A 12,714-nucleotide genomic window follows, 5' to 3' on the forward strand; every position below is an offset into this window, starting at 1 on the left:
ATGTGCCTAATATATCTCACATGACTCCTCAGAGCACAATCACTTCATCTACTTACTTACCCCATATACGGATGAATCGGACCACGCAACTCGAACGAGTAGTCCTCGTGATTGACGATGCCGACGACTTGATCGCTCTCGAGCAGTTGCACTAAGAATTCGGCCATCTCTTCGGCCGTATGATACTTCTCGACGTTTTGGCTATAGTCGAAGTCGTCCTCTTCGCGGGCACGGTTCGCAAAGCCCGTCTCCGTAGCGGCCGGCGCCAGCACTTTCACCCGCAGCTTGTCCCCGTCGTTCATGAGCTCACGGGCGAGCCCTTCCGTGTACGCACTGACGAAGAATTTCGTCGCACTATACGTGACGCCTTTTTTGGCGATGTGATAGCCGACGACCGATGCGACGTTCAACAGCGTCGCCCCTTCGACGTTATGATAGTCGCGGACGTATAGGCTCGACAGTACCGTCAACGCCTCCACGTTCAAGCGGATCATGTTCTCGATTTTCCCGACCTCGACGTCTTTTACGAGATTCGAGTCCCCGAACCCGGCGTTATTGACCCACGTCTCGATGTCGAGATCGGCGAGCGATTCATACAGCCCGTATACGTTCTCGCTGTATGACAAGTCTTTCGCCTTGATGATGACGTCACTCTTCGGTGAGATCGATTTGATCTCGCTTCGCAACTTCTCGAGCTCGTCGTGGCGGCGTGCCACGAGCACGAGCGACTTCCCTTGCTTGGCGAACTGTTTCGCCGCTTCATAGCCAATGCCTGAACTTGCCCCGGTGATGACGGTATATTTCATGATGTGTCCCCTTTTCACTGTAGTCGAGATGTTGTCTCTCTTCCACAATTCCCGTAACGCCGTCCCCTCAATCCTTGGAACACGCAAAAACCGTCCTTCCCTAGAACAGGAAAGGACGGTCCCCATTACGTTTGGAAACGTCCGATGAGCGTCTGCAAGTCTCCGGTCATATTACCGAGCGACTCGGCGACGCCGTTCAACTCTTGAATCATCGCGAGCTGGGCGTCGGCCGTCTCCCCGACGCTGCGCATCGTCTCGGCCATGCCTTCACTGTCACTCGCCATATGGATCGCCGCTGTCGCGACTTGTTTCGTCGTTGTCGCAATCTCGTTCGAGGCGACGCGGATTTGTTCCGTGTTCTCGACCGAGGCGTGCAATTGCCCGACGATCTGTTGGAACGATGCCGTCGCTTCTTCAAGCAGCGCCGTGTTCGTTTCGACGCGACGGGCACTGATGGCGTGACGTTCGAGCACCGCGTTCGATTGCGCTTGAATCGACTCGATCAAGCCGGCGATCTGAGACGCCGATTGTTTCGACTGTTCCGCAAGTTTCCGTACTTCTTCAGCGACGACGGCGAAGCCTTTCCCTTGCTCCCCGGCCCGGGCCGCTTCGATGGCCGCGTTCAAGGCGAGCAGGTTCGTCTGGTCGGTGATCGACTGGATGACCTCAGTGATGAGGGCGATTTCGTCTGACTGCTGTTTGAGCGCCGTGATTGACTGGCCGGTCATGACCGTCTCGGATTCGAGTGCGAGTACTTCTTGTTTCGCTTGTTGAATCGTCTGTTCGCCGCGTTCAGCGAGCGCTAAGCTCGTCTGGACGTCTTGGCTGATCGTCCCGATCGAGGTCGCGATCCGTTCGACACCCTCATCGGCCGCCGCGACCGCTTGTCCGCTTTTCGAGGCAGCCGCCGCTTGATTGATCGTCTCACTGACGACTTGTTCGATCATCCGTGTCGTCTCTTCTGTCTGCGACGACATCTCTTCTGTGCTCGCATACAGTTCTTCTGACTGGGCCGTAATCTCTTGGGCATTCCGAGTCACTTCGTCGATGAGTTCACGAAGGTTGCCTTTCATCTGGTTGAAGCCAAGCATCAGCTCACCGATTTCATCGCGTGTGAGTACTTCAAGATTAGCGCGCGTCAAATCACCATCGGCGACGATGCCGACCTCGTCCGACAGTTGTCGGAGCGGGACCGTGACCATGCGTTGGAGCATATATCCGGCGGCGAGCGTCAACAAGAAAATGATGACGGCAATCACCGTAGAGGTCATGAAGGCACGTTCGCCCCGACTTTCAAGTTGTGCTTGTTTCGCCAACATCGCGGCTTCCGATTCGGCTTGCATCGCCTCGCCCGACTCGATGATCGATGCCGTCACATCCGGCATCAACCGGAGCGCGAGCGAGGAACTCGTCCTCTCCCACCTCAATTTCTTTCTATTTGTGAATCACATGGTTTCTATCGGTCGATGCCAAATGATTTCCATATATGTTTATCACTTCAGGACGGATTGACCTTATTTACAAAATTTTTGTTCCAATTTTTGTAACAAAAAAGACCACAGCACAAGGCTGCGGCCTACCCTCATAATTTGAATTGTGACACGCGATTCGACAGTTCGACCGCGCGCTGTTCGGTCTCTTGCATCCGTGTCTGGACGTCACTGAACCGTTCGACGGACAGCTGGACCTTCTCCGAGATCGATTGTGTCCCGTCCGCCCCTTCGGTCACGGTCGTCGCGACTTCCTGGATGACGTGGAGGATGCTATCGGTCATATGACGAAGTTGGAGCGCGTTCGCCTCGAACGTCTCTGCCGTCTGTCCGAACACATTCGCATCCGCCTCGTATTGCGTAGCCGACTCCTCGAGCCGGTCGTAATCGGCGAGGACTTTCGTATCGAGGAACGTCAACATATCCGCCGAGCTCGTATTGAGCCGGGCGACCGAATCGATGACCGTGTGCGACACCGCTTGAATCTCGTTCACCGTCTGGCGCGAGTTCTCGGCGAGCTTGCGAATCTCCGAGGCGACGACCGCGAAGCCACGACCGGCGTCGCCGGCCCGGGCCGCCTCGATCGATGCGTTCAAGGCGAGCAAGTTTGTCTGGTCGGCGATCGTGAGGATGGCACTCGTCAAGACACGGATCTGTTCGACCGACTGCGCCCCTTTGATGGCGTCGTCGAGCTCGATGCGTTTTTGTTCGATGATGGCGTTCGCTTCCGTCTTCGATGCGACGGCTTGTTCACGCATAGCGTGGGCCCGACGCTCGACATCACCCGCTTTTTGGGCGCTCTCGTTCGAGAGGTCGACAATCGTGTCGATGGAGCTGCCCATCTCGACCGTCGACGCGCTCATCTCTTGCGACGATGCGGCCGTCTCTTCCATGCCGGCCGTCAGTTCCTCGACCGTGCCTGACGTCTCTTCCATATAACGGCTCAGTTCGGTCACTTCCGTCGCCACTTCGTTTGACGAGACGAGGACGACTTTTGCCGTCTTGTCGACGTCGATCATGATGTCACGGAGCGTGGCGAGGAATGTATTGAACGAGCGACTCACTTGCGCGATCTCATCGTTCGATGTGATCGGGATGGCCATCGTCAAGTCGCCGCCTTGTGAGGCCAACTCCTCAAACTTCTTTTGAAGCACGCGCATCGGTTTGATGATCGAGCGCAGTAAGCTCAGTCCAAGGAGCAATAAAAGTACGACCGCACCGATCGTCACCGCGAGCAGTGCGATCAGCGACTGCCCGAACTCGCGTTCCATGTCGGCCCCGACACGCTGTGACCCTTCTGAATTATAAGCCACGAGCTCGGTCAAGCGCTGCGTGAAGTTATCATATGTCGATTGGGACTGGGCCTCATAATACGAGCGGGCCATCCCGTTGTTGCCGGACGTGCTGAACGTGAGCATATTATCTGACACGCGTTGATACATCTCCCACTGCCGGCTGAAGTTGGCGAACAACTCTCTGTCTGTCTCGCCGGATGCCGTCTGTTCATATTTCGGGGCGATCTCATTGATCCGTGTCCGAATATCTTGCATTCTCGTCGTCAGCTCTTCTTTCGCGGCCGCATCTTCGGTCACGATGTGTTCAAGTTCGAGCGCGCGATAGTTCGCCGCGAGCGTGTTCAGCTCATGGGCGTAGTCGAGCCCTTTGTTCCAGTTATTGACGATATCATCGCCTTGCCGGTTCGCATCGGCAAGTGACAAAAGTGAATACCCGCCGACACCCGCGACCATGATGAGGGCGAGGATGACGAGTCCCCACAGCTTTTGACGGATGGTCAGGTTCTTGCCTACTCCCTGCCTCCTTTTGTGCGTGCTCGGTTTTCGCCGCTTCGGTTCCCGTTGAAAGCGCCGGACGTCTAATCGGCTCAGCGCCGCTTGCCACTTCTGTTTCATTGACATATGTATGTTCCCCTCTCGCATGCAACGTTTCTTCATATATCGTCGCCACATGTGAAAAGTTTTAGGAGATTGACCAAAATAAAAAAAGATGACTGAAAACTCAGTCACCTTCTCGCTTCATCATAAAACGGTCTTGACGGTCTGTCCGTTGCGGTTGGCCGGTGTCACGACGTTAATCGTCAATTTTGAACCACGCTTTTGTGGTTTGATGGACACGTTCGTCGAGGTCGATGTGATGGTTTTCTTCGCGACGAGCGTCTTCCCATTATAAATCGTGACCGTGCCGTACGGGACATTCGTTCGGACGACAATCGATTTCGTCGTCGAGCGAATCGTGCCAGTGCTCACCGTAGGTCGGACACCTGCTTTGACGGTCGCGCTCTTTGCATCACGAGCTATACCGGTCTTCGCCTCGAACACGAGCTTCGTCCCGGTCCGTTGGCGGGCAAACTTCACTTGGTAGCTACCGGTCGAGTTCGCGGTCGTGCGGCCAATCACTTTCGTTCCAGCCTTAATTGTAATGGCGGCGTTCGGAAGTGTTTGCCCTTTCCACGTGCTCATTTCATCAGACGGTGCGAACGATGTTAAGGATGCCGCCGGAATTTTATAGGTCATCTTGATCTTTTTTGAGCCGATTGACGACTCGATGACGACTGACGTCCCTGGTTTGATTGAGATTTGATAACGGTCTTTCCCGACTTCAGTGTAGGAGATCGGTTTTCCAGCGACAATGAAGTTCAAGAAAGCCGCTGTATCTTTCAACACCGTGAACGTCGACTTGGTCGATGTGACGAGCACATCATTTATCTGTAACGTCTTCGGGGCATCGCTCGTTACTTTTTGTTCAAATGTCTTGCTGAGTTCTGGACGGAAACTGACAATTAGTCGAATCGTCTGGCCTTCTAAAAGTGGTTCTTTCAACGTGATGACGTTCGTCCCTAAAACGAGACGTTTCGCCGCCTCGTCCCGACCGTTTCGAGCAACTGCGAGCAAGGGAGAGAGGGACCCGTTATAATGAACGGTCACCGTCGTGTCGCCCGTCTTCGGCGGTTTCGTCCACGTGACGTCAGGCACCGGGTAATCGGTTGATACGTAAAGGTCGGCATACTGACTGTTCGTGTCGAGAATGCGATAAATCACACGGTAATACATCGGCTTGTCCCGATTGTACTCGGTCAACTTCGCAACTCCCACGGCGTCTGCTTTCACTTCACGGACTTCGAAGTGGGTCGGTGAGAACAATTGACGCACTTCGACTCGGGCATTTGGTTTTGTCTGAATCGTCACACCTTCCATCGCCGTATCGGTCAACACTTCGGCAATGTTCGTATCGGACGGTTCGTTCATTTGGAACGTTTGTTTGACCGATGCTTTTGTGGCTTGGTTATACGTCGCGTTGTCTGCTGCCCAAATCGTGATGGTTTGATTTCCCCAGAGAATGCCGCGTGAGAATGTGAAACGTCCTGTCTCATCAGCCGTGACAGAGCCGTCACAGCTCGCATATTTATTATTCTCACATGTCACGTATACTGTCATGTTCGGCGCAGTCGTACCTGTAATCTCACCGACCGGTCCGTTGGTAAATGACGTCTCGATATTTAACGGTACTTTCGTCACCGGTTTCAACGTGACCGGTTTGCTCGTCACCCAACCTAACCGAATCCCGTAGCTGAACGACTCATCGAACGAAGGGACGATATATCTTTCTTCGAATGAGCGTGTCGCATTAACGACTTCTGCGTCTGTCCCCAAATCAGCGACCGGGATTTCATAGGAAGTCCGATTGATGGTCACCACGGTCGCCATCAATTGATAGGACTCGCCTGACCAGATGTTTCCATCTCCAGTCGGCTTCATTGCCTTCATCCATGGATATAATTGCCCCGGGATGAAATCGACCCGCTCCGTTGCCAATAAGCGCTGACCGTTTTGTAACAAGTATCCTTCTGACAACAGCTCATAATTGAGCTTGGCGTTGAAAGGGTCCAATCTTTGTTCTTTCAATGTGTTGGCCATCAAATCGATAGTGACCAAACGATTGAAATCGGTCATCGCGTAATATATACCATTGTGATAAGTAATAGACTTGATGCCGTACAGCGACTGATTGTTCAAGTCAACTTTTTTAATCGTCTTTTGTTTCATATCATACACATGTAAATCACTGAACCCTTCCAACAGAAGATGATCTGTCTTAGGTTCAGCAAATACTGCCGTCACCGTGTTCGGCATTTTAATCGTCTCGACCGTCTCACCTGTCGCCACGTCGAGGCGGTGCAAGACGTCCGAGTACGTGTCGGCGATGACGAGTTCTTCCACTGTCGTCGCTAGTATGACGCGTTCATGCTGTGAGAAGTTACGTTCCCATGTTTTGACTCCAGCCGCATCCGTCATTATGACTTGCTTCGTGCTTTTGTTCTCCCACAACATCATGTCACGGCCTGCATCATATGTGATAAGTCGAATCGATTCTGTGTCGAACGGCGGGACGAATTCGCGGGTCGATCCATCACGGTTGACGCGAATCATTTCCCCGGTCCGTTCAAACGTCGCCATGAACTCGGTATGGTCAAGGCTGGCTTTGAAGGTATAATATTCACCATTTCTCGCGCCTTCGTCATACGATTGGTCGGCTCCGAGATTACCGTTAAAATCGATCGGGACAGTCGTCTTATTCTTCAAGTCATGAAGACGTGAGACGCCGTCGTGATAGTCTAAGTAGAAAGGCGATCCTTTGATCACTTTCACTTTTTGCTCGAGCAATTTGCCCGTCTCAAATTTTGAGGTCGCATTCGCTTGACCGTTCGGAAACGCGACAAACAAGAATACGACGAGCAACATCATATAATGCCATTTCTTCATTTACAAAACCTACCTTTTGTTCAATATATTTAAATATATCGTTTATTTTTGAATTTTAGAAGAGAAACAGGAAAAAAGCACCGTCTCTTTTTAAAGAGACGATGCCTTTTAGATTATTTAACGTTCAACACCGTCTCCGTGCCTTCAATCATCTTGATTTCCGTCCACTTGGTGACGTTCTTGCCGAGCGGGTCGTTGGCGACCATGAAGTCGGCGAGCGCTTGAACTTTCAACGCGTCAACCGGTTGTTTCACGTTGTTCAAACGAAAGCGCGATACTTTATTGAACATATCCAAAAATGCGATTTCTACTTTAGTCTCAGTCATGGGTTAGTCCTCCTTGGGTGTGGGTGTGATTAGACGAGATCGTATTCGCGAACGACCGACACGAGAAAGTCTTCTTGCTCGGTCAAGTCGAGCATGAGGTGACCGAACGCCTCGGCGTCATCAGCCGTGAGTTCCGCCCGAATCGGACCGAAACGCTGCGTTTTCTTCGTCGGTTTCAAACTGTTCATCTCGTGGTACATCGTCAAGACGAGCGTGGCTTTCTTTTCAGTCAATACGGCCATGGGGAATGGCTCCTTTCGGGGATGGATTACGATTCAGATGGATAGGTCGAGTCAAGACGCTCGAGCAATTGAATCATGCGCTCGAGACGCGTCTCAATCCGGTGGAGCAGGTAGAGCGAGACGACGATCGGGAAGCCGAGGTTCGAGATGAGTTCGGGCCAGCTCATAGGGCCACCCCGTCATCACCATATGCGGCTCCGGCGGAACGCTTCGGTACACGCATCAGGGGTTCCTCCAATTAGAACGTCACGTGGAATTCACGCGACACGACGTATGCGGCGGATTCGACCGCGAGAAGCGGAATCAACAGATCACCGAACTGCTTGATCTCCTCGGTCTCCATCCGCGCACCGAGTGGACCGAACCGGACGAGCTGACGCTTTTCCTTGCCGTCAACGAGCCGTTTCGTGTCGAGATAAAAGACGCTTGCGTATTCTCGATACACTGCCATATGTCTCACCTCCTTCGCCCCTATTAACCGGAGTTGGTGAATGGTTGCTCATCTGTCGTGACAATTTTTTCTCAGCCACTATAGACCTACTAGGACCAACGATGCCTGTTTTGGAACGCCATCGGCTTTATTCCTTGAATTTCGATACTCGTTCGGGTATCTTTATAAGCGTCAATCTTTTTTTGAAAACATGTCTAAAGTCCTACGAATTCATTTCCCCGGTTTGAAAAAACTGGCAGTTATTTGCTTGAAAATGGGGTACTATACGGAGGAGGGCATTTTCGAAATGACCAGTTTGACTTGAAGAAGGAGATACTCTAGATGAACAGCTTAGACTTCGCACTCAACACCCCTATTCCTTCCGCTCAACTCGACTTCGACCAAACCGATCTGACGTTTTACGCGACTGACTGGGATGACTATCGCCCCGAAAACGCGAAGCCGCTCCTGTACAACGAACGCCCATTGACCATCTATCCACTAAAAGAACTGAGCCGTGCGTTTCATGTCGCCGGGATTCCGCGTAGCCAGCAACAGTTGATCAAATGGGAAACCGACGGCGTCTTGCCACCGACCCCGTTCACGATGGGACGCAAGCGCTTCTATACGGAAAATCAGATTCGAACTATCGTCGATATCGCCTTGGAATGCGGGCTACGGCCCCGGACACACGTCAAAAAGACAAACTTTTCCCAGTTGGCCCATAAAGAATTGGCGTACATACTCCAGTTAGAATTAAAAACCAAACTGTCGCATGAATGAGCGGACATGAGACAGCCCTTCCTGAATCGTCAGGAAGGGCTGTTTTTGGGATAATTGAGCAATAATCGAGACGTACGTCCATTCCATCAATGAACGGATGAATCGCCACCGTTCACCGCGGCAAATCATCGTTTGTCGTCTCATAGTCCTCAATCCACGTCTCAAGTTCATCGATCGGGAGCGGCCGCGAGAAATAATACCCTTGCATCTCGTCACAACCGAGCGAACGGAGCGTGTCGAGCTGTTCCGGCGTCTCGATGCCTTCGCATACCGTCTTCAGCTCAAGCCCGCGGGCGAGTTCGATAATCGTCTGGACGATGACGTTGCCGGTCGGGTCATTCTCCGTCACTTGGATGAATTGACGATCAATTTTGATTTCATGGATCGGATAGTGTTTCAAATAGACGAACGCCGAGAAACCGGTGCCGAAGTCGTCGATCGAAATCGAGAATCCTTGTTCTCGAAAGGCGATGAAACGATCGATGACGTGCTGCTGGTTCTCCATCCCGACGCTTTCGGTAATCTCAAACGTCAAATAGGTCGGACAGACGCCCATCTCTTTGACGATCAAGGCCAGTTTGTCGACGACCCCATCCGATAAGAAGTGACGAGCCGACAAATTCAAGGCCAGGTGATACATTCGACCCGCATCGTGCCACGTCTTCAATTGACGGCACGCCTCGGCGAGCGCCCACTCTTCAAGCGCGATGATGACGCCGGTCGATTCGGCGAGCGAGATGAAGTCGAGCGGGGGAATCAATCCTTGTTTCGGATGCACCCAGCGCATCAACCCTTCAAATCCGTTCAACTTACCCGTCGCCGCATCCATCTTCGGTTGGTAATACAACGTGAACTCGTTCATGGCGAGCCCTTTCCGGAGGTTCATCTCGAGCGTCAACCGGGCTGTCGCCTTTTCGCTCATCTCTTCTTCATAGAAGGCGATGCCGCCGCGTTGCACGTGTCGCTCATTGGCCGTGATCCGGGCCGTGTCCATCAGCTCGAGCGTCGAGCGGGCCTTGTCCTCGATCGAGATGAAGGCGCTCATCGTTAAAATCACGTCGAGCTCCTCGACCGCGAACGGTTCACTCGTCACCGCCTCGCAAATCAAATCGGCGTACCCTTTGACTTTAATTCGGTCCCCGTAAGGCGTCCATAGCACGAACCCGGATTGCGAGACTCGGGCCAGTAACGTCGAATCCACAACTTGCCGGAGCCGGTTCCCGAGCTCGATGACGATCTCATCAGCACGTCGGATGCCAATCGCCGTCTCGACAGAACGGAACTCGTCCGCTCGTATATAAATCAACGAGCCCAGCTGATGAGGCGTTTGTTCTCTGAGCGCGTCCACCCGTTCGACAAACCCGTTCAAATTCATCAGACCGGTCTGTTCATCCGTGTAGGCAAGTTGGGCCATCCGTTCGTCGGTCACGTGGCGGTCAAGCCGAAGATAAAGAATGGCGATAAAGTCGGACAACGTGCTGACCATCAACTCCTCGATGAACGTCCATTGACGCGGGGCGAACGTCTCGCAACAGATGACACCTTTCACCCGGCTGTTGGCATAAATCGGCGCGTCAAGCATCGACTGGACACGTTGGCCTTCGATGAAGTATTGCTGATACAGGTCTTTCACCCATTCATGCGTCCGCACGTCTTCGATTCGCAGAATTCGATTCGTCCGCAACGCATCAAAATAATCCGGCGCATCTTCTCGCAAAATCGTCAGCGTCGGCTCGCTCGGGCCATGCTCTTTGGAATAGGCGACTTGGCAATGGATCGAGGCATCGGTTTCGTCGAAGTGCCAAATCGAGACCGTATCGACATGGAGCATGTCGGCTACGACTTCGCACATATAATGGAGCGTCTGCCGGACCGCTTCCTCTGTCACGTCAGGCATCCGGATGAGTTCGAACAGTTTCTCTTGGTGGTTGCGATACATATGTGATAACTGGTTCCCCTCGTTCATAAGTTCCCGACTCCCGTTCAAACGTTATGCATCCATGATAGCATGAATCACGCTGCCGATTGATTCCCAAAATTCAACAGAAAGTCAATTATCGGTTTCCCTTATTTCTTTAGTCCTTTCCACTCATCCCCGTCCCAAAAATATTGACCTCGTTTTCAACAAAAACCCACTGATTGAGCCATTTACACCATTGCTTGCCCTATGCGTACCCCATACAATAAACATGTATTGCTTTACCTGTCGATCTCGTCACTGGAATTGAAAAGAAGGAAGTGACCTCATGTCCGCTAAGTCCGGTCTTATGTACTCATTCGCAGCCATCGCCGCCGTAAGCATCGTCGCCCAGGCCGATGAAACCGCCGCAGCCAGCACACACGTCGTCCGTGCCGGCGACACGCTCTGGTCGATCAGTCAAATCCACGACGTGCCGGTCGCCCAGTTGAAAACCATCAACAACTTAAGCTCTGATCGTCTCGCCATTGGCCAAGCACTCAAGTTGAGCGGAGGCGCCGTAGAGACCGTCAAACCGGCCACCATTCAAACCTCGTCAAGTGTGGTCCAAACGACGACCGTCAACTTGAACCTTCGTGCCTCGAAGTCGACGAAGGCAAACGTCCTCGTCACGATCCCGAAAGGCAAGGCGGTCATTGTCTTGAACACCGAGGGCAGTTGGTCCCGTGTCAAATACGGTGCGAAGACCGGTTTTGTCGCCAATACATATTTGAAGAAAGCCGCCTCGACATCGGCACCGAGTCAACCGGCCACACCGGTCGCACCAGCGAAGCCCGCGCTTAAAGAAGAAACCATCAGCCAGTCGTTCGTCACGACGGCCAACTTGAACGTGCGTCAAGGCCCAGGGATTGGGTATGCCCTCGTCACGAATATCCCGAACGGCACAAGCGTCAACGCGACGAAACAGAGCGGCACATGGGTGTACGTCACGTATAACGGCAAGAGCGGCTACGTCAGCACCGGTTACTTGAAGCAGACGACGACGGCGCCGAGCGCGCCGGTCACACCGAACGCCGGGGACGGCGGTGCGGGCAACGCGACAGTGGATTACGTCGTCAATACCCCATCCCTCAACGTCCGCGCCTCGGCGGCGACGAGCGCTGCCGTCATTGGCAGTGTCACGGCCGGCCAGACGCTCCGCGTCGTCCAGACGTCGAACGGATGGCATCAAATCTACATCGGCAACACGGTCGGTTTCGTCTCGGCATCTTACGTCAAATCCGTATCCAAAGGCGCGACGACGGCCCCGACATGGGAGACGGGATCTTACGACGCGCACACGTTCTTCACGGCGAGCCCGGCGGCGATCCGCGCACAGGCGAATGACTCGAGCGCGATCGTCGGCACGACACTCCGCGGCGGCTTCTTGAACGTCGTCGGCGAGACCTCGTCGCACTACCGTGTCCTAGAAAACGGGACGACCGGTTTCGTGTCGAAAGCGTTCGTCACGGCAATCAACGGAAAGAGTGCCCAAGCGACCCGTCTTGCGACGATCGCCGTCGCCAAAAAGTATGTCGGCACGCCTTACGTATGGGCCTCATCGAGCCCGGCCAATGGCGGTTTTGATTGCTCGGGACTGATTTATTACGTCTTCAACCAGTCAGGCGTCAACATCCCGCGCACGAACGTCGCCAACTATTGGGCCGGGGCTTATTTCGGGCCCCAGCTCAGCGAATCGTTCGTCCCGCAAGCGGGTGACCTCATCTTCTTCGAGAATACATATACGGCCGGCCCGTCCCATATGGGTATCATGGTCGACGCGGACACGTTCATCCACGCCGGGACGCACGGCCTCGGGTACAACGCGCTCAGTAAAGAACCTTACTGGAAGTCTCGCGTCATCGGCTACAAACGACCGTGACCTTTGACGCATAAGCTGAC

The 12,714-nt window shown here is 53.4% G+C and carries 11 protein-coding genes; 2 read left to right on the top strand and 9 right to left on the bottom strand.

Features of this window, described 5'->3' with window-relative positions; translation table 11 throughout:
• Nucleotides 1-56: 56 nt before the first annotated feature.
• The 8 genes from DPV68_RS11735 to DPV68_RS11770 all read right to left on the bottom strand — a co-directional run bounded on the left by DPV68_RS11735 (nt 57) and on the right by DPV68_RS11770 (nt 8,093).
• Nucleotides 57-806 carry an SDR family NAD(P)-dependent oxidoreductase gene (locus DPV68_RS11735; protein WP_114166991.1) on the bottom strand — a complete coding sequence of 250 codons (750 nt, stop codon included), beginning with the start codon at nt 804-806 and terminating at the stop codon, nt 57-59.
• A gap of 125 nt (nt 807-931) precedes the next feature.
• Complete coding sequence (locus DPV68_RS11740) at nt 932-2,191, bottom strand: methyl-accepting chemotaxis protein (protein ID WP_232819631.1); 1,260 nt, start codon at nt 2,189-2,191, stop codon at nt 932-934.
• Nucleotides 2,192-2,388: 197 nt separating this feature from the next.
• The gene (locus DPV68_RS11745; protein WP_114166992.1) at nt 2,389-4,212 is read right to left on the bottom strand and encodes a methyl-accepting chemotaxis protein; all 1,824 of its coding nucleotides are present in this window, start codon (nt 4,210-4,212) and stop codon (nt 2,389-2,391) included.
• 120 nt (nt 4,213-4,332) lie between these two features.
• The gene (locus DPV68_RS11750) at nt 4,333-7,074 is read right to left on the bottom strand and encodes a hypothetical protein (protein ID WP_114166993.1); all 2,742 of its coding nucleotides are present in this window, start codon (nt 7,072-7,074) and stop codon (nt 4,333-4,335) included.
• A gap of 113 nt (nt 7,075-7,187) precedes the next feature.
• Complete coding sequence (locus tag DPV68_RS11755) at nt 7,188-7,400, bottom strand: DUF2922 family protein (RefSeq protein WP_114166994.1); 213 nt, start codon at nt 7,398-7,400, stop codon at nt 7,188-7,190.
• A 29-nt stretch (nt 7,401-7,429) separates the two neighbouring features.
• The gene (locus DPV68_RS11760) at nt 7,430-7,642 is read right to left on the bottom strand and encodes a hypothetical protein (protein WP_114166995.1); all 213 of its coding nucleotides are present in this window, start codon (nt 7,640-7,642) and stop codon (nt 7,430-7,432) included.
• Nucleotides 7,643-7,668: 26 nt separating this feature from the next.
• Nucleotides 7,669-7,809 carry a YvrJ family protein gene (locus DPV68_RS11765; protein ID WP_016510821.1) on the bottom strand — a complete coding sequence of 47 codons (141 nt, stop codon included), beginning with the start codon at nt 7,807-7,809 and terminating at the stop codon, nt 7,669-7,671.
• A gap of 71 nt (nt 7,810-7,880) precedes the next feature.
• A complete protein-coding gene (locus tag DPV68_RS11770; RefSeq protein WP_029594867.1) occupies nt 7,881-8,093 on the bottom strand; it encodes a hypothetical protein in 213 nt (70 codons plus the stop codon).
• Nucleotides 8,094-8,414: 321 nt separating this feature from the next.
• Here DPV68_RS11770 and DPV68_RS11775 point away from each other — a divergent pair, with 321 nt between their 5' ends.
• Nucleotides 8,415-8,855: a MerR family transcriptional regulator gene (locus tag DPV68_RS11775; RefSeq protein WP_114166996.1), complete on the top strand. Its 441-nt coding sequence runs from the start codon at nt 8,415-8,417 to the stop codon at nt 8,853-8,855.
• Between the two features lie 112 nt (nt 8,856-8,967).
• On the opposite strand, the gene DPV68_RS11780 is transcribed toward DPV68_RS11775, so the two are convergent.
• Nucleotides 8,968-10,821: a sensor domain-containing phosphodiesterase gene (locus tag DPV68_RS11780; RefSeq protein WP_114166997.1), complete on the bottom strand. Its 1,854-nt coding sequence runs from the start codon at nt 10,819-10,821 to the stop codon at nt 8,968-8,970.
• A gap of 301 nt (nt 10,822-11,122) precedes the next feature.
• Here DPV68_RS11780 and DPV68_RS11785 point away from each other — a divergent pair, with 301 nt between their 5' ends.
• A complete protein-coding gene (locus tag DPV68_RS11785; RefSeq protein WP_114167096.1) occupies nt 11,123-12,694 on the top strand; it encodes a C40 family peptidase in 1,572 nt (523 codons plus the stop codon).
• The last annotated feature ends 20 nt before the right edge of the window (nt 12,695-12,714 follow it).

It is taken from the genome of Exiguobacterium sp. TNDT2 (assembly GCF_003331145.1).
Lineage (GTDB): Bacteria > Bacillota > Bacilli > Exiguobacteriales > Exiguobacteriaceae > Exiguobacterium.

Coding starts and splice junctions, on each gene's coding strand:
- DPV68_RS11735 (WP_114166991.1), bottom strand. CDS start 806: ATGAAATATACCGTCATCACCGGGGCAAGTTCAGGCATTGGCTATGAA.
- DPV68_RS11740 (WP_232819631.1), bottom strand. CDS start 2,191: ATGCCGGATGTGACGGCATCGATCATCGAGTCGGGCGAGGCGATGCAA.
- DPV68_RS11745 (WP_114166992.1), bottom strand. CDS start 4,212: ATGTCAATGAAACAGAAGTGGCAAGCGGCGCTGAGCCGATTAGACGTC.
- DPV68_RS11750 (WP_114166993.1), bottom strand. CDS start 7,074: ATGAAGAAATGGCATTATATGATGTTGCTCGTCGTATTCTTGTTTGTC.
- DPV68_RS11755 (WP_114166994.1), bottom strand. CDS start 7,400: ATGACTGAGACTAAAGTAGAAATCGCATTTTTGGATATGTTCAATAAA.
- DPV68_RS11760 (WP_114166995.1), bottom strand. CDS start 7,642: ATGGCCGTATTGACTGAAAAGAAAGCCACGCTCGTCTTGACGATGTAC.
- DPV68_RS11765 (WP_016510821.1), bottom strand. CDS start 7,809: ATGAGCTGGCCCGAACTCATCTCGAACCTCGGCTTCCCGATCGTCGTC.
- DPV68_RS11770 (WP_029594867.1), bottom strand. CDS start 8,093: ATGGCAGTGTATCGAGAATACGCAAGCGTCTTTTATCTCGACACGAAA.
- DPV68_RS11775 (WP_114166996.1), top strand. CDS start 8,415: ATGAACAGCTTAGACTTCGCACTCAACACCCCTATTCCTTCCGCTCAA.
- DPV68_RS11780 (WP_114166997.1), bottom strand. CDS start 10,821: ATGAACGAGGGGAACCAGTTATCACATATGTATCGCAACCACCAAGAG.
- DPV68_RS11785 (WP_114167096.1), top strand. CDS start 11,123: ATGTACTCATTCGCAGCCATCGCCGCCGTAAGCATCGTCGCCCAGGCC.